Below are 22,451 nucleotides of genomic sequence, written 5' to 3'. Positions count from 1 at the left end.
ACGATAGCAGGACTTCTCGTGCGCCTTTATCCCGCCCCTACCCCTCACGACGAGTGCCCCGATTTTTCGGGCTTGTTACCCGAATCGGGTTCGACGTAAAGGATCTTGGACTTCATGTGGGCACGTGTCTGTGCGGCGATCCACGCGAGGGTGCCGACGACGAGAGTCAGTGCGAAAGCCTTGGGGTTGAACAACGTCGTGTTCTTGAAAGCGGCGAGGAACACGAACAGCAGCAGGATCTGAGCCGCGTAGAGCATCAGGCCCATCGCCTGGAACAAGTGCGGAAGCGATTTGGCAGTGCGCTGCAGAACGTAGAGACCGATTCCCATGAAGAGGATCACGATCAGCGTCGCGACGCCCGCCCCGATCGCCCCTTTGCCGCCGGCGACCACACCACTGACGACGGCGGCAATCGCGCCGACGGCAGCTGTGGGCACAGCAGCCTGGGCCAGAATCCGGACGTCGTTGGACGGCATGGCGGCAACTCCGCTTTCAACGGGGGGAAGGGGTGTCGTCATGGACGAGCGTAGTCCCGGGCCGAGAGGGACCTCACACCAATGGACCGTCGCACTACGGTCCTTCGGCTCTATCCCGGGTTCTCGTGAACCGTATCACAAACTATTTGATGAGGTCTTTACCTGGTTGGTGTGCTCGCTGTCACACGTGAGAGTGATGGTGCACGTCTGTGCAAGAACGCGGCCAACATGTCTGGTATTGGGGCGCTTTGCACCCCCAACTCACTCCCACGACTTGGCAATGCTCTAGTCAGATTCTTACCTTGTCGCGTCAGCGCGAGGATCCGGCTTTCCGCCGGTCCAGGAAGCGCGAACGGGCGCCGACGGCGGTCGCCCCGTTGACACCGGAGACCCCGACGGCGACCGGCGTGCGCTCCTCCTCGTCGACCGCGGGAGAGACCGCCTGCGCGAGGGACGCGGATTCCGCAACTGCCTTGCGGCGACGGCGATAACGCGGTGGCACGACGGCCTGCGCCCACACCGGCACCCGCGGCGTGAAGCGCGGCAGCAGCAACAGCAGCAGCCCGAGCGCCGAGAGGATCACCACACCGAGCACGATCCACATGGACGCGGAGTTCACGGAGTAGGCGAGCGCACCGAAGGCGATCAGCGCCGACCAGAAGTACATGATCAGGACGGCCCTGCTGTGCGAGTGCCCGATCTCCAGCAGCCGGTGGTGCAGATGTCCGCGGTCGGCGGCGAACGGCGACTGACCGCGCCAGGTGCGGCGCACGATGGCCAGGACCAGGTCGGCGGCCGGGATCGCGATGATGGTCAGCGGCAGCAGCAGCGGGATGTAGACCGGGACCATGTGGTGCACGGTCTGGCGCTGGGAGCCGCCGAACAGGCTGTCCGGGTCGACCTGCCCCGTGATGGAGATCGCGCCCGCGGCCAGGACCAGCCCGATCAGCATCGAGCCCGAGTCGCCCATGAAGATGCGCGCGGGGTGCATGTTGTGCGGCAGGAAGCCCAGGCACATGCCCATCAGGATGGCCGCGAACAGTGTCGCGGGGGCGGCGGCCTCGATGCCGTACGAGTACCAGATGCGGTAGGCGTACATGAAGAACGCGGCGGCGGCGATGCACACCATGCCGGAGGCCAGGCCGTCGAGGCCGTCGACGAAGTTGACCGCGTTGATGGTGATGACGACCAGCGCCACGGTCAGCAGGGTGCCCTGCCACTGGGTCAGCGCGACGGTGCCGGCGCCGGGGATCGGCAGCCACAGGATCGTCAGACCCTGCATGACCATCACGCCGGCGGCGATCATCTGCCCGCCGAGCTTGATCAGGGCGTCGATCTCGAACTTGTCGTCCAGGACGCCGATCAGCCAGATCAGCGCGGCGCCGGAGAGCAGCGCGCGCGGCTCGTTGGACTGGGAGAAGACCCCGTTGAGGTTGGTGAGGTGGTCGGCGACCAGGAGCCCGGCGCACAGGCCGAAGAACATGGCGATACCGCCGAGCCGCGGAGTCGGTTCCCGGTGCACGTCACGGGCCCTGATCTCCGGCATCGCTCCGGCCACGATCGCGAACTTCCGTACCGGCCCTGTCAGCAGATACGTCACCGCGGCCGTGATGCAGAGCGTCAGCAGGTATTCACGCACGGGCTTCCCCACAGGTCTCGCTGGCCATCTCAGCCCCACACCCTAGCGATGCGCGCATATGGTTGGGGACTTCCGGGTAGCGACGATGGTTGCACGTGTGGCTGTGCACCTGTGCCGGAACCAGGTGTACGAGGGGTTCGACGAGGGTGCGCCTACCCCGGTTCAGCCGGGATACGGCGGAAATCTGCCCGCGAGCTCCCGCACTTCTTCACGTGCCTTCTGGCTGTCGGTCTCCCCGCGCAGCACCGCCGCGAGCAGGGCGGCGACCCCGGCCATCTCCTCCTCGCCCATCCCCTGCGTGGTCACGGCGGCGGTCCCCAGCCGCAGTCCGCGGGCGTCCCCGTGCGGCAGCGCGCAGCAGTCCAGGACCATGCCGGCCGCCGCGAGCCGCCCGCGCGCGCTCCGCCCGTCGACGCCGAGCGGCGCCGTGTCGACGGTGAGCAGGTGGGTGTCCGTGCCGCCGGTGGTGACGACGAGCCCCTCGGCGGCGAGGCCAGCCGCGAGAACCCTCGCATTGGCGACCACCTGATGGGCGTACGCCGTGAACGCGGGTGTTGCCGCCTCGCCGAACGCGACGGCCTTGGCGGCGATGGTGTGCATCTGCGCGCCGCCCTGGGTGAACGGGAAGACGGCCCGGTCGACCCGCTCGGCGAGTTCCTCGCCGCACAGGATCATCCCGCCGCGGGGCCCGCGCAGCACCTTGTGCGTGGTGGCGCAGACGATGTCGGCGTACGGCACCGGACTGGGCGCCGCTCCCCCGGCGACGAGCCCGATGGGATGGGCGGCGTCCGCGATCAGATAGGCGCCCACCTCGTCGGCGACCTCGCGGAAGAAGGCGTGGTCCATGTGGCGGGGGTAGGCGATGGAGCCGCACACGATGGCCTTGGGCCGGTGGTTGCGGGCCAGCGTCCGCACCTGCTCGTAGTCGATGAGCCCGGTCTCGGCGTCGACGCCGTAGCCGACGAAGTCGAACCAGCGCCCGGAGAAGTTCGCGGGCGACCCGTGGGTGAGATGCCCTCCGTACGGCAGCCCGAGGGCGAGCACGGTGTCGCCCGGCCGCAGCAGTGCGGCGTAGGCGGCCAGCACCGCCGACGACCCGGAATGGGACTGCACATTGGCGTGCTCGGCCCCGAACAGCGCCTTCGCGCGATCCACGGCGATGCGCTCGGCGACGTCCACGATCTCGCAGCCGCCGTGGTGCCGGGCGCCGGGATACCCCTCGGCGTACTTGTTGGCGAGCGGTGAGCCCAGGGCGGCCAGCACGGCGGGCGAGGAGAAGTTCTCGGCGGCGCTGAGCTGCAACGACGTCGACTGCCGCGCGAGCTCCCCGAGCAGGATCTCGGCCAGCTCTGGATCCTGCCGCCGCAGGACGTCGGCGGTCTCGGGCGCGTGGGTGACCGACATGGTGGACTCCGGGGCGTCGCGTGGTGCGGCGGCTCACCTCCGGGGCGCCCAGGTCGCCCCTTCGGCTCGCTCGCCGTGATGACGTACGACCAATGTAGGCCCGGTGTCCCCGCGCTGCCCGCCCGTCACGTCCTCGCGGGCACCCCCGTCAGCGCCGTCACCACCGGATCCAGCGCCTGATGTATCTCTTCCCCGATCGACCGGAAGAACGTCAGGGGCGCCCCGTACGGGTCGTACACCTCGTCCGCCTCCGCCGTCGGGGCCAGGAGCCACCCGCGTAGAGCCGCCGCCGCGCGGACCAGGGCGCGGGCGCGGTCGACCATGCCGTCCTCCAGGGGCGGCAGCGTGGTCGGGTCTATCGCGCGGACCAGGCGGGTGAACTCCTTCAGGGTGAAGGTGCGCAGGCCCGCCGAGTGGCCCATGGAGATGACCTGGGCGCGGTGGTCGCGGGTGGCGGTCAGGACCAAGTCGGCCATGATGACGTGCTCGTCGAGGAGTTCGCGGCCGGTGAAGCCGGAGGCGTCCGCGCCGAAGTCGGCCAGGACCGCCTCCGCGTTGGCCTCCATGGGCGCCCCTTCGTGGCCCCAGGTGCCGGCGCTCTCCACGACCACGCCGCCCCACAGCGGGTCGCCGAGCCGGTTCGCCAGGGCATGGCGGGTCAGCCGCTCGGTGATCGGCGAGCGGCACACGTTGCCGGTGCTGACGTGGAGGATGCGGAAGGTGTCACGCGGGAGGCCGGTGAAGGTCCGCGTCTCTTCCATGTCCCATATGCCACGCCCCGCGTCAGGGGCCGTCAATTCGCCACCTCGAGGTCGGGTACGACCTTCCTGAGCTCCTCCGCGGAGATCGCGCCCGCCCGGAGCAGGACGGGCACCTCGCGCGTCACGTCGACGATCGAGGACGGCACGTTGCCGGGCGTCGGGCCGCCGTCCAGGTAGACGGAGACCGAGTCGCCGAGCATCTCCTGGGCCGCGTCACAGTCCTCCGGTGCCGGGTGTCCGGTGAGGTTCGCCGAGGAGACCGCCATCGGGCCGACCTCCGTCAGCAGCTCGATCGCCACCGGGTGCAGCGGCATGCGGATCGCCACCGTGCCCCGGGTGTCGCCCAGGTCCCACTGGAGGGACGGCTGGTGCTTGGCGACGAGCGTGAGGGCGCCCGGCCAGAACGCGTCGACCAGCTCCCACGCCAGCTCGGAGAAGTCCGTGACCAGGCCGTGCAGCGTGTTCGGGGAGCCGATGAGGACGGGCGTGGGCATGTTGCGGCCCCGGCCCTTGGCCGCCAGCAGATCGACGACGGCCTCCGAGGAGAACGCGTCGGCACCGATGCCGTACACCGTGTCGGTCGGGAGGACCACCAGCTCGCCACGGCGGACGGCGGACGCGGCCTCGCGCAGACCCGTCGAGCGGTCGGTCGCGTCGTTGGTGTCGTATCGCCGTGCCATGTCTAGCGGGCCTCCTCGTACACGTGCTTCTCGTCGAAAGTCTCTACGGCGGTCACGGCAGCGCCTTGCGTGCCGTGGCGAACCGGGGCCGGTTGTTGAGGTCGGGGTGGTCGGCCGCGTCGGCCCAGCCCCGCTCCTCGGTGAAGATCCACGGCACCTGGCCGCCCTGGGTGTCGGCGTGCTCGATGACGACGACGCCGCCCGGGCGCAGGAGCCGGTGTGCGGTGCGCTCCAGACCGCGGATGAGGTCGAGGCCGTCCTCGCCCGAGAACAGGGCGAGTTCGGGATCGTAGTCCCGCGCCTCGGGAGCGACGTACTCCCATTCGGTGAGCGGGATGTAGGGCGGGTTGGAGATGACCAGGTCGACCTGGCCGTCGAGGTCCGGGAAGGCGTCCAGGGCGTTGCCCTGCCGCAGGTCGACCCTGGACCCCTGGACGTTCTTGCGCGTCCACTGGAGGGCGTCCTCGGACAGCTCCACGGCGTGCACGCGGGAGCGCGGGACCTCCTGAGCGAGGGCGAGCGCGATGGCGCCCGAGCCGGTGCACAGGTCGACGATGCAGGGCTCGACGACGTCCATCGCGCGCACGGCGTCTATCGCCCACCCGACGACCGACTCGGTCTCGGGCCGGGGCACGAAGACGCCGGGGCCGACCTGGAGCTCCAGGTACCGGAAGTAGGCGAGCCCGGTGATGTGCTGGAGCGGCTCGCGCTGCTCACGGCGGGCGATGACCTCCCAGTACCGGGCGTCGAAGTCCGCGTCCTTCACGGAGTGCAGCGCGCCCCTCTTCACGCCGTGCACGAACGCGGCGAGCTCCTCCGCGTCGTTGCGCGGCGAGGGCACGCCGGCGTCGGCCAGCCGCTGGGTGGCTTGAGCTACCTCAGCGAGCAGCAGACTTCGGGGCTTCGGGGGTCGCCCCCCAAAAGATTGCTGCACGCAAGTCCTCCGTGTCGTACTCGGTGGTGCACAGGTCCCTCTTACGCGGCCGCCAGCTTCGCCGCCGAGTCCGCGTCGACGCAGGCCTGGATCACCGCGTCGAGGTCGCCGTCCAGGACCTGGTCCAAGTTGTACGCCTTGAAGCCGACGCGATGGTCCGAGATGCGGTTCTCCGGGAAGTTGTACGTACGGATCTTCTCGGAGCGGTCGACGGTACGGACCTGGCTGCGGCGGGCGTCGGCGGCTTCCCGCTCCGCCTCCTCCTGCGCCGCGGCGAGCAGCCTGGAGCGCAGGATACGCAAGGCCTGCTCCTTGTTCTGAAGCTGGCTCTTCTCGTTCTGGCAGGAAGCGACGACTCCGGTGGGAATGTGCGTGATGCGCACGGCGGAGTCGGTCGTGTTGACGGACTGGCCGCCGGGCCCGGAGGAGCGGTAGACGTCGATGCGGAGGTCGTTGGGGTTGATCTCGACGTCGACCTCCTCGGCCTCGGGCGTGACCAGCACACCGGCCGCGGAGGTGTGGATACGGCCCTGGGACTCGGTCGCCGGGACGCGCTGCACGCGGTGCACGCCGCCCTCGTACTTCAGCCGCGCCCAGACACCCTGGCCGGGCTCGGTGGCACCGTTGCCGCCCTTGGTCTTCACGGCGACCTGGACGTCCTTGTAGCCGCCCAGCTCGGACTCGGTGGCGTCGATGATCTCGGTCTTCCAGCCGACGCGCTCGGCGTAGCGCAGGTACATGCGCAGCAGGTCGCCGGCGAACAGGGCCGACTCGTCACCGCCGGCGCCGGCCTTGATCTCGAGGATCACGTCCTTGTCGTCGGACGGGTCCCGGGGCACGAGCAGCAGGCGCAGCTTCTCGGTGAGTTCCTCGCGCTGCTTGTCCAGCTCCTTGACCTCGGCCGCGAAGTCGGGGTCGGCGGCGGCGAATTCCTTCGCCGTCTCGATGTCGTCGCCCGTCTGCTTCCAGGAGCGGTACGTGGCGACGATCGGGGTGAGCTCGGCGTAGCGCTTGTTCAGCTTGCGCGCGTTGGCCTGGTCGGAGTGGACCGACGGGTCGGCGAGCTTCTTCTCCAGGTCGGCGTGCTCCGTGACCAGTTCCTCGACGGCCTCGAACATCTTGGGGCTCCTGTACTGCGAATGACGGGGGAAGGCGGGCGACCAAAAACGCCGGTCCCGGCGCGCTCCGAGGAGCGCGACCGTGGACCGGCGCTGGTGGCTCGCTACTTCTTGGCAGCAGCCTTGCCGAAGCGGGCCTCGAAGCGGGCCACACGGCCACCGGTGTCGAGGATCTTCTGCTTGCCCGTGTAGAACGGGTGGCACTCGGAGCAGACCTCAGCACGGATGGTGCCGCTCTCGATCGTGCTACGGGTGGTGAACGACGCGCCACAGGTGCAGCTGACCTGCGTCTCGACGTACTCGGGGTGGATGTCGCGCTTCAAGGTGTCTCCTAGTTTCGGGAGGGCACCGGGTCGCCTTCCGCGGGCTGCGGGGGCGTGAACCGGGGCCGACGTACCAGTCTGCCAGGACTGGCCGCATCCCCCAAAACGAGGGGTGGCCGTGAACTATTCCCAGCGGTCCGGACCAGGCCTACGAGGCGGTGACCACGCCTTCCGCCTGGCCCGTGGCGGTGCCCTTGGTCGCGCTCTTGGGAATCGCCCGGTCGTTCTCCAGGGCCTTCCAGACGACCTTGGCCTTGGCCTCGTCCACCAGCACCCGGTTCGCGTCCTGCGGGTCGTACTGGACCGGCATGGTGACCATGGTCATGTTCTTGGAGCTGATGCCCTTGAGGCCGTTCGCGAAGGACATGAGCTTGTTGACGTTGCCCAGGTCGGAGTCGGTCGTCACGGCGTTGGTGGCGGTGTTGGCGAGGTCGTAGAGCTTCTTCGGGTTGCCGAAGACGTCGACGTCCTTGATCTGGTTGATCAGCGCCTTGATGAACGCCTGCTGGAGCTGGATGCGGCCGAGGTCGGAGCCGTCGCCGACGCCGTGCCGGGTGCGGACCAGGCCGAGGGCCTGCTTGCCGGTGAGGGTGTGGGTGCCGGCCTTGAGGTTGAGGTGGCTGTCGTGGTCCGTGATGTTCTTGGTGGTCGTCACGTCGACGCCGCCGAGCTCGTCGATGAGCTTCTGGAACCCGGAGAAGTCGACCTCCAGGTAGTGGTCCATGCGGATGCCGGTGAGGGACTCGACCGTCTTCACGGCACAGGCGGCGCCGCCCGTGGAGTACGCGGAGTTGAACATCGCCATCCGCGCGGCGTCGTGCACCTTCCCGTCGGTGTCGGTGCACTCGGGCCGGTCGACGAGGGTGTCGCGGGGTATGGAGACCACGCTGGCCTTCTTGTGGCCCTCGTAGATGTGCACGATCATCGCGGTGTCCGAGCGGGCACTGCCGTCGTCGGCGCCGCCGCCGAGCTTCTTGTTCGAGCCGGAGCGGGTGTCGGAGCCCAGGACGAGGATGTTCTCGGAGCCGTTGTCGACCTTGGTCGGCCGGTCGGTGCCGAGGGCCTGGTCGATGTCGACGCTCTTGATGTTGCCGTTGAGCTTGAAGTACAGATAGCCGGCCCCGGTGCCGCCCAGCACGACGATCCCGGCGGCGGTCCAGGCCGCGATCTTCAGGCCCTTGTGCCCGCCCCGGGTCTTGCGGCGGCGGCCCTTGGCGCGGTGGCGCGGGCCCGTGGTGCCGGAGTCGCCCGGTATGCCGGGCTCCGGCGTGCTCTCGGCGGTCATGTGCTCCTCGTTCTCGTCGGGTCGGTTACCCCCTGCTTTCAGGGTCAGACGTGGTCGCGCGCGACCCGGACCTCTCCATGGTCGCTCCGCCTGGTCAGACGGGGAAACCGGAGAAAGGGTTGCACAACGCACTGTGCCCACCCGGTGGACGGGTGGGCACAGTGTGTAGTCGAGGAGCCGGGGCGTGCCCCGCTCACCTGCGATTTCAGCCGAAGATGTCGTACTGCTTGAAATCGGTACCGACCGAGATCCTTGTGGCGAAGATCTCGCTCGTGCCCTTGCCGGTGCCCTTGTACAGGTACAGGGTGCCGCCGGGCGTACGGGCCAGGAAGTCGGCCTTGCCGTCGCCGGTGACGTCACCGACGGCGTCGAAGGCGTTGTACGTGCTGTTGCTCCAGGTGCGGACCTTCACGCGGGCGGAGAACGGGGCCGAGGCCTTGCCGGTGCCCTTGTAGAGGTAGATGTCGCCGGTGCTCTTGTTGCGGGCGATCAGGTCGGCCTTGCCGTCACCGTTGAAGTCGCCCTTGCCGCGCACCATGTTGTACGAGTTCCAGCCCGTGCCGGTGCCGATCTGCACACGGGCGGAGAAGGTGCCGTCGCCCTTGCCCGGGTAGAGCCAGGCCTTGCCAGCGGAGTCCACGGAGACGACGTCCGGCAGGTAGTCGCCGGTCAGGTCGCCGGGGGTGATGATGCGGGTGCGGGTCTTCCAGCCGCTGAAGATCTTCTTCTCGGCCCAGGTTCCGTCGTCGGCGGGGTCGGCCGGGAACACGTAGTGGTTCCAGTAGACGTCACCGGTGGACGCGACGCGGTACACGAGGTCCTGGACGCTGTCGCGGTTGAAGTCCGTCTGCGTGACGAGGTTGACGGCACCGAAGTTGCCGAGGCTCTGCCGGGCGCCGAAGGACGTGCCCTTGGAGTCCTTCTCGTAGGCGGTCTTCGTGGAGGCGTTGCGCACGAAGAGGTCGGCCTTGGCGTCGGTGTAGCTCATGTTGGCGTCGTCGACCTGCGCGTAGGCGGCGCCGACGTACGTCTTCACCTTCGAGAAGACGCTGTAGGCGCCCTTCTCCACGCAGTCCGTGACGCCCCACGAGACGACGCCGACGATGCGGCCGCCCACGACCAGCGGGCCGCCGGAGTCGCCGTTGCAGGCGGACGTCGTACCGGTGTCGCTGCCGGTGGCGGGGTTGCCCGCGCAGACCATGTGGCCCTTGATGAAGTCCGCGTCGTAGTAGCCGGCGCAGGTGCTGTCCGACTGGATCGGCAGCGTGGCCACCTTCAGCGTGTCGGAGATGTCCTGCGTGGTGGAGCTGGTGCGGCCCCAGCCGTAGACCTTCGCGCTGGTGCCGGCGGTGTACGCGGCGGTCTCGGTGGACGTCGTCATCTTGATCGGCGTCGCCTTGACCGGCCAGCCGAGCGTGATGACCGCGATGTCGTTGTCGATCGTCGACGAGCTGTACGACGGGTGGTTCCACTGGCGCACGACGCCCGTGACCTCGCCGGCGGTGTTGCCGTTCTCGTCGGGCAGCGACGTGGTGCCGGTGACGATGGCGCCGTTCTTGGCCCAGTTGTAGCCCTTGACGCAGTGCGCGGCGGTGAGGATCTTCGTCGGCGAGACGACCGAGCCGCCGCAGAAGAAGCCGATGTCGTCGGAGGTGTCGCTGGTGCCCTTGTCGTCGTAGTACCAGAGCTGGGCCATCCACGGTGCCGAGGAGATCGTGGTGGTGGAGCCACCGATGATCTTCGGGTCGACGGTGCCGCTGCTGGTGCTCGCGCTCAGGGACGACTTCGAGGTCGTCTGCCCCGCGGTGTCGTCACCGGCGACCGCGCCCGCGACGCGCTTGGTCAGCTCGGCCTGCGAGACCGAGGAGACGGCGGGCTTGATCTTCGGCTGCGGCAGCGGCGTCGCGGCGTCCGCCGACGTGGTCATGAGCGCCGCGGCGACGGCGGCGGCGACACCGGCCGCGGCGACCGGCAGCCCGATCCGCATCCGGCGTCTGTGACGGCCTCCGGACATGGGTGTACCCACGCAAGTCCCCCCTCGGGATCAGAAGTTCAACGGTCGAAAAAGCGACCGAAGAGCGCGATCGTACACCGACCCCAGAAAGCACAAAGGGCCACCCCCGTAACGGGGATGGCCCTTTGCTGAAGACTTACGTCAGTCGCCGTTGCCGGGCGTCGGCGTGGTCTTCTGGATCTGCATCAGGAACTCGGCGTTCGACTTCGTCTGCTTCATCTTGTCGAGGAGCAGTTCGACCGCCTGCTGCTGGTCGAGGGCGTGCAGCACCCGGCGCAGCTTCCAGACGATGGCGAGCTCGTCGCTGGCGAGCAGGATCTCTTCCTTACGGGTGCCGGACGCGTCCACGTCCACCGCCGGGAAGATGCGCTTGTCGGCGAGCTTCCGGTCGAGCTTGAGCTCGGCGTTGCCCGTGCCCTTGAACTCCTCGAAGATCACCTCGTCCATGCGGGACCCGGTGTCCACCAGGGCGGTGGCGAGGATGGTCAGCGAGCCGCCGTCCTCGATGTTGCGGGCCGCACCGAAGAAGCGCTTCGGCGGGTACAGGGCGGTCGAGTCGACACCACCGGACAGGATGCGGCCGGAGGCCGGCGCCGCCAGGTTGTACGCACGGCCCAGACGCGTGATCGAGTCGAGCAGCACGACCACGTCGTGGCCCAGCTCCACCAGACGCTTGGCGCGCTCGATGGCGAGCTCGGCGACCGTGGTGTGGTCCTCGGCCGGGCGGTCGAAGGTCGAGGAGATGACCTCGCCCTTGACCGACCGCTGCATGTCGGTGACCTCTTCCGGACGCTCGTCGACCAGGACGACCATCAGGTGGCACTCGGGGTTGTTGTGCGTGATCGCGTTGGCGATCGCCTGCATGATCATGGTCTTGCCGGTCTTCGGCGGGGCCACGATCAGACCACGCTGGCCCTTACCGATGGGCGAGACCAGGTCGATGATGCGGGTGGTGAGCACACCCGGGTCCGTCTCCAGGCGGAGGCGGTCCTGCGGGTACAGCGGGGTGAGCTTGTTGAACTCCGGGCGGCCACGGCCGTGTTCGGGCGCCATGCCGTTGACGGAGTCCAGACGCACCAGCGCGTTGAACTTCTCGCGCCGCTCGCCTTCCTTGGGCTGACGGACCGCACCGGTGACGTGGTCACCCTTGCGCAGGCCGTTCTTGCGGACCTGGGCGAGGGAGACGTACACGTCGTTGGGACCCGGCAGGTAGCCCGACGTACGGATGAAGGCGTAGTTGTCGAGGATGTCCAGGATGCCCGCGACGGGGATCAGGACGTCGTCGTCGGCGAGCTGCGGCTCGGCGGCGCCGATCTCGTCACGGCCACGACGGCCCCGACGGTCCCGGTAGCGGCCGCGACGGCCACGACGGCCGCCCTCGAAGTCGTCGTCGTCCTGCGGGCCGGCGTTGCGGTCCTGGCGGCCGCCGCCCTGCTGCTGGTTCTGCTGCTGGCCGCGCTGGCCGCCGCCCTGCTGGTCGTCGCCCTTGCCACGGCGGTCGCGGTCACGGCCGCCACGGTCGCGGTCCTGACGGTCGCCGCGGTCACGGCGGTCGCGACGGCCCTGACGGCCCTCGGCGTCACCCGCGTCGCCCTGCGCCTGCGGGGCGGGCGTCTCGGCCTTCGGCTCGCTCTTCGCCTCGGCGGTCACCGTCTCGGGGCTGCCGGCGTCGGCGGTGGCACGGCGACGGCGGCGCTCGACGGGAGCGTCGTCGGAGGCCGGCTGGCCGGGGATCTCGATCTGCTGCTGGGCCACGGCCTTCTCGGCGGCGGCCTCGGCCTTCGCGTCCGCCTTCTTCTCGGCGGCCTCGCCGGTGCGGGCCTTGGAGGTGGCGCGGCGCTTCGGCTTGGTCTCGGTGGCGGCTTCCGCCTTGGGGGCGGCGGCGCCTCCCCCGGCCTGCGCCTCCTTGATGACCTCGATCAGCTGGCTCTTGCGCATACGCGCGGTGCCCCTGATGCCGAGGCCGGATGCGACCTGCTGCAGCTCGGCCAGCACCATGCCCTCGAGGCCGGTACCGCGGCGCCGCCGGGAGCCGGCACCGGTGGCAGGCGCGGAGGCGTCCGTGGCGGGCGCGGCAGCGGTCTCCTCGACACGTGCGCCCATCAGATCGGTGGTGTCGCTCACGAAGGGTCCTTCCCTGGAGCGGACGTCGGCCTGTCTGGCTCGGCGACCGGTTGTGCTGTCCGACGTCGGTCCCATCCTTGTGGACCGTGCCGGGGCGGTGGTCCGCCTGGGCGGCGGAGGAATCTGGTGATGGCGCTTCCCAGAGCAGTGACACCGACTGGCTGTGTCACGCGGCTCGGTCGCACCGGTTCCGGAGCGTGCCCGGCAAGTCGCTCAGTGCTCGCGTACGACGTACTGCCCGCGTACGTCGTACGAAACACAGTGCGGCTTGGGAGGCTCCCGGAAGAATGTCTGTCCCGGACGGGGACGTGAAGCACCTCGCCATGGTGGGGTCGGGTGCAGACTTGAGATTAACACTACCGGATCCAACAAACATTCCCCCTCTCGAAATCCGGCAACCGAACGCATTCAGATGTCACCGGCGGGTGCGAGCGGCAATACGCTCGCCCCCTGGGCATCCAGTTCGAGCCGGTTGGCGGCCCATCCCTCACCCGCGAGGTGGGCCACCTTGTCGGCGCTGGCCTCGTCGACCAACGCGAGAACAGTGGGTCCGGCGCCGGAAATCACCGCCGGAACTCCGTCCGCCCTCAAGCGCTCCACGAGCGCGGCACTCTCCGGCATGGCCGGAGCCCGGTATTCCTGGTGGAGCCGGTCCTCGGTGGCGGGCAGCAGCAGCTCGGGGCTCCGGGTCAGGGCCTCGACGAGCAGGGCGGCGCGGCCCGCGTTGGCGGCGGCGTCGACGTGCGGCACGGTGCGCGGGAGGAGACCGCGCGCGGTCTCCGTCAGAACCGGCTTCCCGGGCACGAAAACCACCGGAACGATGGAATCGGCGGGCTCCAGCCTGATGGCCCGGGCGGCGCCGGCCTCCATCCAGGCGATGGTGAAGCCGCCGAGCAGACACGGCGCCACGTTGTCGGGGTGGCCCTCGATCTCGGTCGCGAGCTCCAGGAGCGCGGCGTCGTCGAGCTTGGACTCGCCGCCTATGGTCACGGCACGCGCGGCGACGATGCCGGCGCAGATGGCGGCGGAGGAGGAGCCGAGGCCCCGGCCGTGCGGGATGCGGTTGGCGCACACGATCTCGAGGCCGCGCGGCTGTCCGCCGAGCAGGTCGAAGGCGGTGCGCAGGGACCGTACGAGCAGGTGCTTCTCGTCGCGCGGGAGGGTCTCGCTGCCCTCGCCCGCGATGTCGATGTGCAGCCCTGAGTCGGCCACCCGGACGACGACGTCGTCGTAGAGCCCCAGCGACAGGCCGAGGGCGTCGAAGCCCGGGCCGAGGTTGGCGCTGGTGGCGGGGACGCGCACCCGGACGGCGGCGGCGCGGAACGCTGGACCGGCCATCGCTCGATGACTCTCCTTGAGCTGCGTGATTGTCGAAGACATTCGATACGTACGTGGAGACCCCGCGGGCCGCGCAGATGACGCGGCTCCCGGCCATGCGCTCGGGCATATGCGGCGGGCGGGTTCAGTACAGCCTATCGAAGGAAGGTTCTGTGGCGACATAGGGCGCACAGGAGGCGCACGATGCGTGTCGTAAGCCCCCTGTGCACCCCCTGTCGGGATGTCGCCGCGCGGCGCTTTGTCTACGCCTGTGTACGCAAGGCTTGCTTACGCAAGGCCGAGGCGCTCGGCGGCCGTCGACGCGTCGACCGGGACGGTGACGGGCTGCGGCGCGCCCGCGACGGCCCAGTCGGGGTCCTTCAGGCCGTTGCCGGTGACGGTGCAGACGATCTTCTGGCCCGGGTCGACCAGGCCCTGCTCGGCGGCCTTCAGCAGACCGGCCACGGACGCGGCGGAGGCGGGCTCGACGAAGACGCCCTCCTGCGCGGCCAACAGGCGGTAGGCGCGCAGGATCTCACGGTCCGTCACCTCGTCGATGAGGCCGCCGGACTCGTCGCGCGCGGCGAGCGCGTACTGCCAGGACGCCGGGTTGCCGATGCGGATGGCGGTGGCGATCGTCGACGGGTCCTTGACGACCTCGCCGCGCACGATCGGGGCGCTGCCGGAGGCCTGGAAACCCCACATGCGGGGGGTCCTGGCGGCGATGCCGTCGGCGGCGTACTCCTTGTACCCCTTCCAGTACGCGGTGATGTTGCCCGCGTTGCCGACCGGGAGGACGTGGATGTCGGGGGCGTCGCCGAGCATGTCCACGATCTCGAACGAGGCCGTCTTCTGGCCCTCGATACGCACCGGGTTGACCGAATTGACCAGCGCCACGGGGTAGTTCTCGCTGAGCGAGCGGGCGAGGGTGAGGCAGTCGTCGAAGTTGCCGTCGACCTGGAGGATCTTCGCGCCGTGCACGAGGGCCTGGCCCATCTTGCCGAGCGCGATCTTGCCCTGCGGCACGAGGACGGCGGAGACCATGCCGGCGCGCACCGCGTAGGCGGCGGCGGAGGCGGAGGTGTTGCCGGTGGAGGCGCAGATGACCGCCTTGGCGCCCTCCTCCTTGGCCTTGGTGATGGCCATGGTCATGCCGCGGTCCTTGAAGGAGCCCGTCGGGTTCGCGCCTTCGACCTTGAGGTGGACCTCACAGCCCGTGCGCTCGGAGAGCACCTGCGCGGGCACGAGGGGCGTGCCGCCCTCGCGGAGCGTCACGACCGGGGTGCTGTCGGAGACGGGCAGCCGGTCCCGGTACTCCTCGATGATTCCGCGCCACTGGTGGGTCATTGCTGGTTACTCTCCTTCAACCCGCATGATGCTGGCGACACCGCGCACGGTGTCGAGCTTGCGCAGCGCCTCGACGGTCCCGGACAGGGAGGCGTCGGAGGCCCGGTGGGTGACGACGACGAGGGAGGCCTCGCCGTCCTTGCCCGTCTGGCGAACCGTATCGATGGACACGCCGTGCTCGGCGAACACGGTGGCCACCTGGGCGAGAACACCCGGTTTGTCCGCGACGTCGAGGCTGATGTGGTACCGCGTGACGACCTCGCCCATGTCCGAGACGGGCAGGGCGGCGTACGCGGACTCGCCGGGACCGGTCGCGCCGTTGAGCCGGTTGCGGCAGACGGCGACGAGGTCGCCGAGGACTGCGGAGGCGGTCGGGGCGCCGCCGGCGCCGGGACCGTAGAACATGAGCTGCCCGGCCGCGTCGGACTCGACGAAGACGGCGTTGTACGCGCCGCGCACCGAGGCCAGCGGGTGGGTGAGCGGGATCATGGCCGGGTGCACGCGGGCCGTGACCGACCCACCGTCCTCCGCGCGCTCGCAGATGGCGAGCAGCTTGATGGTGCACCCCATGTTCTTCGCGGAGGCGAAGTCGGCGGCGGTGACCTCGGTCATGCCCTCGCGGTAGACGTCGTCGAGGCGCACGCGCGTGTGGAAGGCGATGCCGGCGAGGATGGCGGCCTTGGCGGCGGCGTCGAAGCCCTCGACGTCGGCGGTCGGGTCGGCTTCCGCGTATCCGAGGGCGGTGGCCTCGTCGAGGGCCTCCTGATAGCCCGCCCCCGTGCTGTCCATCTTGTCGAGGATGAAGTTGGTCGTGCCGTTGACGATGCCGAGCACCCGGTTGACCTTGTCGCCGGCGAGGGACTCGCGCAGCGGGCGGATCAGCGGGATGGCGCCGGCGACGGCGGCCTCGTAGTAGAGGTCGGCGTCGTGGTCCTCGGCGGCCTTGTGGAGGGCGGCGCCGTCCTGGGCGAGGAGGGCCTTGTTGGCGGAGACGACCGAGGCACCGTGCTCGAAGGCGGTGGTGATGAGGGTGCGGGCGGGCTCGATGCCGCCGATGACCTCGACGATGACGTCGATGTCCCCGCGTTTGACGAGGGCGGTGGCGTCGGTGGTGACGAGGGCGGGGTCGATGCCCTCGCGGACCTTGGAGGGACGGCGTACCGCGACACCCGCCAGCTCGACGGGGGCGCCGATGCGCGCGGCGAGGTCGTCGGCGTGCGTCGTCATGATGCGCGCCACCTCTGAGCCGACCACTCCACAGCCCAGCAGCGCCACCTTCAGCGGACGCGTACGCATCATCCGACCTCGTTTCCTCATACCGTCTACGGTTGGACCAGTCTCACTCACCGGACGGGAGTTTCTACCCTTCGTCCGGATCGTGAGACATCGATTTCATCTGTACGGGCCCGGAAGACAGGAGATCTTCCGCCCTGTTGATTTTTGGGTCTCACCCGACGTCGAGACGCAGGAGGTCCTCCTCCGTCTCCCGCCGGACGATGACCCGTGACTCCCCCTCGCGCACGGCGACGACCGGCGGCCGCAGCACGTGGTTGTAGTTGCTCGCCATGGAACGGCAGTACGCACCCGTCGCCGGTACGGCGATCAGGTCGCCCGGCGCGAGGTCGGCGGGCAGGAACGCGTCCTTGACCACGATGTCCCCGCTCTCGCAGTGCTTGCCGACGACGCGGGCGAGCATGGGCTCGGCGTCGCTGGTCCGGGACACGAGAGCGACGCTGTACTCGGCGTCGTACAGCGCGGTCCGGATGTTGTCGGACATGCCGCCGTCGACGGAGACGTACGTCCGCAGCCCGTCGAGCGGCTTGATGGTGCCGACCTCGTAAAGGGTGAACGCGGTGGGCCCGACGATGGCACGCCCGGGCTCGACGGAGATCCGCGGCGTGCGCAGCTTGGCCGCCTCGCACTCCCGCGTCACGATCTCGGTGAGCGCCTTGGCGATCTCGTGCGGCTCGCGAGGGTCGTCATCGCTGGTGTACGCGATGCCGAGGCCGCCGCCGAGGTCGATCTCGGGCAGCTCCACGCCGTGCTCGTCCCGGATGTCCTTGAGCAGCCCGACGACGCGGTGCGCGGCGACCTCGAAGCCGGACATGTCGAAGATCTGCGAGCCGATGTGGGAGTGGATCCCGATGAGGTCGAGGGAGTCCAGCTGAAGCGCCCGGCGCACGGCCTCCGCGGCCTGCCCGCCGGCGAGCGGAATGCCGAACTTCTGATCTTCGTGGGCGGTGGCGATGAACTCATGGGTGTGCGCCTCGACGCCCACCGTGATCCGGATCTGCACGCGCTGCCGCTTGCCCAGCTCCCCGGCGATGTGGGCGACGCGGACGATCTCCTGGAAGGAGTCGAGGACGATACGTCCGACACCGGCCTCGATGGCACGGCGGATCTCGTCCTTCGACTTGTTGTTGCCGTGGAAGGCGATGCGGTCGGCGGGCATGCCGGCGGAGAGGGCGGTGGCGAGTTCGCCGCCGGAGCAGACGTCGAGGTTGAGCCCCTCTTCGTGCAGCCAGCGCACGACGGCACGCGACAGGAACGCCTTGCCGGCGTAGAAGACGTCGGCGTCGGCCCCGAAGGCGGTACGCCACGCGCGCGCCCGCTCGCGGAAGTCGGCCTCGTCGAGGATGTAGGCGGGGGTGCCGTGCTCCTCGGCGAGCTGGGTGGCGGTGATGCCGCCGACGGTGAGGACACCGTCCTCGTTGCGCGTGACCGTCTGGGCCCAGACCTTGGGGTCGAGGGTGTTGAGGTCGGCGGGCGGCGCGGAGTAGTGGCCCTCGGGGAGGACATCGGCGTGACGGGGCCCGGCGGGGTGGGCGGAACGGCTCATGATCTGTGGCTGGCTCTCTAGATGTGGTCGGGTGCGTCGATGCCGAGCAGGGACAGGCCACCGGCCAGCACCGTCCCGGCGGCTTCGGCGAGGGCGAGCCGGGCACGGTGGGCGGCCGAGGGTTTCTCGTCACCGCGCGGCAGCACGCCGGGCAGGAGGGTGAGCACGGCATCGGCGACGGTGACGAGGTGCCGGGCGAGACGGTCGGGCGCACGGTCGGCTGCGGCCTGGGCGAGGACTCGGGGGTGGTCGGCGAGCAGGGGGGTGAGGCTGTGCCGTGTGTCGGCGGGGGCGGCGGGTGCAGTGGGTGCGGTGGGTACGCCGGGCACGCCGGGCGCGGTGTGTACGCCGGGTACGCCGGGCGCGGTGTGTTCTGCGAGCCCGGCGAGCGCGGCTGGATCTGAGGTGAAGCCCAGGTCGGCGGCGTTGCGGCTGAGGGCCCGGGTGCGGGCGTGGGCGTAACGGACGCGGAAGAGGGGGTTGCCCTCGCGCTGGACGAGATGCTCGTCGGTGATCCGGGGCCGGTCGTGGGCGGCGGGGTAGAGCAGGGCCCAGCGGGCGGCGTCGCGGCCGAGGGGGGTGGGGTCGGTGGGGGCGGGGACTGGGCGGAGGGTGATGTTGAGGGGGGCCGGGGTGCCGAAGGCGTCGACGGGAGCGTCGAGCAGGTCGGTCCACTCCGGCTCGGGACGGGCCTCGCAGGTGCTCCGGACGAGGGCGCCCTGGGAGCGGAGGAGCCGGGACACGGCGTCCATGACGACAACGGCACGGACCTCGTGGGGCGCGTGCAACTGGACGATCTCGCCGGTGAACCCGTCCTCCACCCATCCGTAGCGCCGTCCGCGACGGAGGATCTCCTCGACGAGCGCGGCGGAGCCGGAGTCACGCAGACTGATGTTGAGGAAGCCGGGTCCCGTGACGACGACGTCGGTGATGGCGGGGGCGTCGAGGAGATGGGCCCGCAGGATCTCGGCGACCTTGTCCGCGGGCCGGCCGGCGGGGCGGGCGAGCTGGAGGGCGATGTTGGTGGCGTAGTCACCGCAGCCGCCGGGGCCGGGAGGTGCGACGACGGCCCGTCCGGGAACCGTCACGCTCAGCTCTCCACCGTCGACAGCGCGACGGACCGCGCGCAGCACGGTACGGGAGAGCTCGACGGGGGTCACGGGACCAGCGTATGGGAGGAGGGGGGTGGGTAGGCGAGTCGGTTTAACGGAAGGTCCGGGATGTGGACGCCGGTGGACAGTGGATGTGGACGCCGGTGGACGGTGCCGGAGCCTGCCCGACCCCAGCCTCCGCCTCGACCTCAGCCGCCCGCCCGCCCGGCCCGCTCGGCCTCACCGGCGCCGAGCACGCTGTCGAAGACCGCGTCGTCGCCCCCGTCACCCTCTGCCGAGTCATGCCGGCGCTCCATCAACTGGCGTACGAGCCGTACGAGTTCGGCGGGCTCGAAGGGCTTGGCGAGGAAGGCGTCGACGCCGACGTCGAGGCCGCTCTCGACCTCGTGCTGCGTGCAGGCGCTGACGATGGCGAGGGGAAGATCGCGGGTCCGGGGATCGGAGCGCAGCCGGGCGGCGGTACGAAGTCCGTCAAGCCGGGGCATCACCACATCAAGGGTCACCACATCGGGCCGCACCTGATGAACGACATCCAGACACTCGGCACCATCGGCCGCGGTCACGACCTCGAGACCCTCCAGCTCGAGATTGACCCTGATCAACTGCCGGATGACCTTGTTGTCGTCCACAACAAGCACCCGGCCCGAGGCGCCTGGCACAACTCGAGAGTAGGTCCGGACCGGCCATCGCGTCCGGGTTTTCCCGACTTCCACCCCTACCGGGGGCCGCGGGCGGCCCCTGACCGCCGGAAATACCTGTTCATGAAGACCCCATCGAAGCTGGTAGGGTTCTACCCGTCGCCGCGCACAGCACGGCGGACGCCCGCGTAGCTCAGGGGATAGAGCAACGGTCTCCGGAACCGTGTGCGCAGGTTCGAATCCTGCCGTGGGCACTTTGGAGAGCGGGACCCAGTTTCACTGGGTCCCGCTCTTTGTCGTTGGTTCGTGGTGGGTGCGGAGCGGGCGCGGTTCGAGGAGGCGTGCGGTCGACGGAGGTGGGCCGCCGGATGCTCCGGCTGCCTGTGTGTGCGGCCGTGAGCTTGCACACAGATCGTTCGAAGGTGTGCTGGTAACTCGCCTTGTGCGCACGCAGGTTGACGGGGTGTCGATTCTGATCACCGTTTGCGGAGCGTAAGAATCCGGGCATGTTTCGGGTTCAACAATGGCCTTTCCGGCTTTCGTCCCGTTCACTCGGGACCGTCCCCCGCAAGGCAGTTCGGAGCACGGGAAGCGTGTACGGGTATGTCCAATTCGTCCGAGAAGACCGAAGTCCCGATAAATCCGCACACAGTTAGCGTCGCCGAGGTGATTCCGGGTGACCTGGTCGCGCTGTCGGCCGAGGACGTGGAGCGGCAGCGCTGGTACGTCGTCACGCACACGCTGCCCGAGTCGCCGGAGACGATCCGGGTGTCGCTGCGGCCGCCGCTCGGCGGGGTGGACCGGGACGAGGTGCTCGGGCGGGAGAGGACGGTCACCGTCGCCTGCCATCGGCTGGACGTGGCCGCCGTGCCCCGGCTGTCGTCGCCGGCGCTGGACGATGTCGAGTTCCGGGACGGGGACCGGGTGGGCTCGGTGCGGGCCGTCGATCCGCGGGCCGTCGAGGTGACGTACGTACGGCGTTGGGGGGTCTGGCACCGGGATCTCGACCTGTGTGTGGAGGAGCCGGTGGCGGACGAGGTCGTGCGGGGGTGGGCTCGGGATGCCGACCGGGAGGGGTATGTCGTACGGCATCACCCTCGGCCCTCGCGGGAGGCCGCTGCCGGTGGGCCGCGGCGGGTCGTCGTCACCGGGCTCGGGGCCGTGACTCCGCTCGGGGTCGGGGTGGACGCGTTGTGGCGGGGGCTGCTCGACGGGCGGCACGGGATACGGGAGTTGGAGGGGGAGGAGTTCGGTGAGTTGCCCGTGCGGGTTGCCGGGGTCGTGGACGTCGATCCTGCCGGGCTGCTGCCTCGGGCTGCCGCTCGGCGGATGAACCGGGCCGCGCAGTTCGCGGTGCTCGCCGCGCGCGAGGCCTGGGGCGATGCCGGGTTCGTGGACGGGGGAACGCGGGAGAGCGGGCTCGATCCCACGCGGGTCGGGGTCAGTCTCGGGGCGATCCTCGGGGATGCGTCGGTCCTGGTGGGTGGGGACCGGAAGCTGCGGGAGAAGGGGCCGCGGGGCGTCTCGCCGCTCACCACTCCGATGACCGTGCCCTCGCAGGCCGCCTCGCAGGTCTCCCTCGACCTGCACATCACCGGGGAGGCCCGGACGGTGACCAGCGCGTGTGCCTCCGGCACCGAGGCCATCGGGCAGGCGATCGACCGCATACGGTACGGCCGTGTCGACGTCGCCCTCGCAGGCGGTGCGGAAGCGGTCGTGACGCCGGCGATCATGGCGTCGTTCGCCTCGATGCGAGCCCTGTCCCAGGCCGGGCTGGAGGACGGGCGGTCGCCCTCGCGGCCGTTCGCCAAGGACCGGGGCGGGTTCGTGAACGGGGAGGGCGCGGGGGTTCTCGTGCTGGAGGCCGAGGAGCATGCCCTCGCCCGAGGGGCGCGGATCTACTGCGAAGCCGCGGGGTGGGGGCTGTCCGCGGACGCGCATCACATGGCCGCACCCGATCCCTCGGGGAGCGGGGTGGCGCTCGCGCTGCGGCGGGCGGTGCGGGACGCCGGCGGGCATGTGGTGGATGTCGTACACGTGAACGCGCATGCGACCGCGACCGTGGAGGGGGATCTCGCCGAGGCGGGTGCGCTGCGGGCCGTCCTCGGGAAACGGAGCCTGTACGTGCCGGTGACCGCGCTCAAGGGGCACCTCGGGCATCTGCAGGGGGCCGCCGGCGGGGTGGAGGCCGTGGCCACCGTACTGACGCTGCGTCACGGGGTGGTGCCGCCGACCGTGGGGTGTGCGGAGGTGGACGAAGAGGTGGAGCTGGACGTGGTGACGGACGCTCCGCGGGAGCTGCCGGCCGGCGGGGATCTGGCGCTCAGCAACTCGTTCGGGTTCGGGGGGCACAACGCGGTGCTGGCGTTGCGGCGCATCCGTTGAGCGGATGCGGGTGGGGGGGCTGAGCACCGTTGCGGTCGGATGAGGGGACGGGCCT

The 22,451-nt window shown here is 70.0% G+C and carries 18 protein-coding genes and 1 tRNA gene; 2 read left to right on the top strand and 17 right to left on the bottom strand.

Annotated elements, in window-relative coordinates; translation table 11 throughout:
• Window positions 1–44 precede the first annotated feature (44 nt).
• The 17 genes from CRP56_RS29340 to CRP56_RS29260 form a co-directional block, all read right to left on the bottom strand.
• Window positions 45–476, bottom strand: coding sequence for a hypothetical protein (locus CRP56_RS29340; RefSeq protein WP_097269025.1), 432 nt, complete (start codon window positions 474–476; stop codon window positions 45–47).
• 310 nt (window positions 477–786) lie between these two features.
• Window positions 787–2,115, bottom strand: coding sequence for an MraY family glycosyltransferase (locus CRP56_RS29335; RefSeq protein ID WP_097269023.1), 1,329 nt, complete (start codon window positions 2,113–2,115; stop codon window positions 787–789).
• 162 nt (window positions 2,116–2,277) lie between these two features.
• A complete protein-coding gene (glyA, locus tag CRP56_RS29330) occupies window positions 2,278–3,519 on the bottom strand; it encodes a serine hydroxymethyltransferase (protein ID WP_097269021.1) in 1,242 nt (413 codons plus the stop codon).
• A 125-nt stretch (window positions 3,520–3,644) separates the two neighbouring features.
• Complete coding sequence (locus tag CRP56_RS29325; RefSeq protein WP_097269019.1) at window positions 3,645–4,316, bottom strand: arsenate reductase/protein-tyrosine-phosphatase family protein; 672 nt, start codon at window positions 4,314–4,316, stop codon at window positions 3,645–3,647.
• A complete protein-coding gene (locus tag CRP56_RS29320) occupies window positions 4,313–4,960 on the bottom strand; it encodes an L-threonylcarbamoyladenylate synthase (RefSeq protein ID WP_097269017.1) in 648 nt (215 codons plus the stop codon). Before CRP56_RS29320 ends, CRP56_RS29325 begins: the two co-directional genes overlap by 4 nt.
• Before the next feature lie 52 nt (window positions 4,961–5,012).
• Window positions 5,013–5,852, bottom strand: coding sequence for a peptide chain release factor N(5)-glutamine methyltransferase (gene prmC, locus CRP56_RS29315; protein WP_059193146.1), 840 nt, complete (start codon window positions 5,850–5,852; stop codon window positions 5,013–5,015).
• Window positions 5,853–5,935: 83 nt separating this feature from the next.
• Window positions 5,936–7,012 (bottom strand): peptide chain release factor 1, encoded by a 1,077-nt coding sequence (gene prfA / locus CRP56_RS29310; protein WP_097269015.1) that lies wholly within the window; start codon window positions 7,010–7,012, stop codon window positions 5,936–5,938.
• A 104-nt stretch (window positions 7,013–7,116) separates the two neighbouring features.
• Window positions 7,117–7,335: a 50S ribosomal protein L31 gene (gene rpmE, locus CRP56_RS29305; protein WP_079311057.1), complete on the bottom strand. Its 219-nt coding sequence runs from the start codon at window positions 7,333–7,335 to the stop codon at window positions 7,117–7,119.
• A 148-nt stretch (window positions 7,336–7,483) separates the two neighbouring features.
• Window positions 7,484–8,620 (bottom strand): LCP family protein, encoded by a 1,137-nt coding sequence (locus CRP56_RS29300; protein WP_097269013.1) that lies wholly within the window; start codon window positions 8,618–8,620, stop codon window positions 7,484–7,486.
• 205 nt (window positions 8,621–8,825) lie between these two features.
• Window positions 8,826–10,634 (bottom strand): trypsin-like serine protease, encoded by a 1,809-nt coding sequence (locus CRP56_RS29295; RefSeq protein WP_097269011.1) that lies wholly within the window; start codon window positions 10,632–10,634, stop codon window positions 8,826–8,828.
• Window positions 10,635–10,775: 141 nt separating this feature from the next.
• A complete protein-coding gene (gene rho, locus CRP56_RS29290; protein WP_097269009.1) occupies window positions 10,776–12,758 on the bottom strand; it encodes a transcription termination factor Rho in 1,983 nt (660 codons plus the stop codon).
• A gap of 408 nt (window positions 12,759–13,166) precedes the next feature.
• The gene (gene thrB / locus CRP56_RS29285) at window positions 13,167–14,096 is read right to left on the bottom strand and encodes a homoserine kinase (RefSeq protein ID WP_079311061.1); all 930 of its coding nucleotides are present in this window, start codon (window positions 14,094–14,096) and stop codon (window positions 13,167–13,169) included.
• A 267-nt stretch (window positions 14,097–14,363) separates the two neighbouring features.
• Window positions 14,364–15,422 (bottom strand): threonine synthase, encoded by a 1,059-nt coding sequence (gene thrC / locus CRP56_RS29280; protein WP_097269007.1) that lies wholly within the window; start codon window positions 15,420–15,422, stop codon window positions 14,364–14,366.
• Window positions 15,423–15,428: 6 nt separating this feature from the next.
• Complete coding sequence (locus CRP56_RS29275) at window positions 15,429–16,721, bottom strand: homoserine dehydrogenase (RefSeq protein WP_179851155.1); 1,293 nt, start codon at window positions 16,719–16,721, stop codon at window positions 15,429–15,431.
• A gap of 148 nt (window positions 16,722–16,869) precedes the next feature.
• A complete protein-coding gene (gene lysA, locus CRP56_RS29270; protein WP_097269005.1) occupies window positions 16,870–18,261 on the bottom strand; it encodes a diaminopimelate decarboxylase in 1,392 nt (463 codons plus the stop codon).
• Window positions 18,262–18,278: 17 nt separating this feature from the next.
• On the bottom strand, window positions 18,279–19,421 hold the full coding sequence (gene nrtL, locus CRP56_RS29265) for an ArgS-related anticodon-binding protein NrtL (RefSeq protein WP_097269003.1): 1,143 nt from the start codon (window positions 19,419–19,421) through the stop codon (window positions 18,279–18,281).
• Window positions 19,422–19,561: 140 nt separating this feature from the next.
• A complete protein-coding gene (locus tag CRP56_RS29260; protein WP_097269001.1) occupies window positions 19,562–20,086 on the bottom strand; it encodes a response regulator in 525 nt (174 codons plus the stop codon).
• 107 nt (window positions 20,087–20,193) lie between these two features.
• Between CRP56_RS29260 and CRP56_RS29255 the strand changes: the two genes are divergently transcribed.
• A tRNA-Arg gene (locus CRP56_RS29255) sits at window positions 20,194–20,265 on the top strand.
• Window positions 20,266–20,614: 349 nt separating this feature from the next.
• Window positions 20,615–22,396 carry a beta-ketoacyl-[acyl-carrier-protein] synthase family protein gene (locus CRP56_RS29250; RefSeq protein WP_097268999.1) on the top strand — a complete coding sequence of 594 codons (1,782 nt, stop codon included), beginning with the start codon at window positions 20,615–20,617 and terminating at the stop codon, window positions 22,394–22,396.
• Window positions 22,397–22,451 lie beyond the last annotated feature (55 nt).

Source organism: Streptomyces sp. TLI_55 (assembly GCF_900206255.1).
GTDB lineage: Bacteria > Actinomycetota > Actinomycetes > Streptomycetales > Streptomycetaceae > Streptomyces > Streptomyces aquilus.
This window is presented reverse-complemented; position numbering and strand designations above follow the sequence as displayed.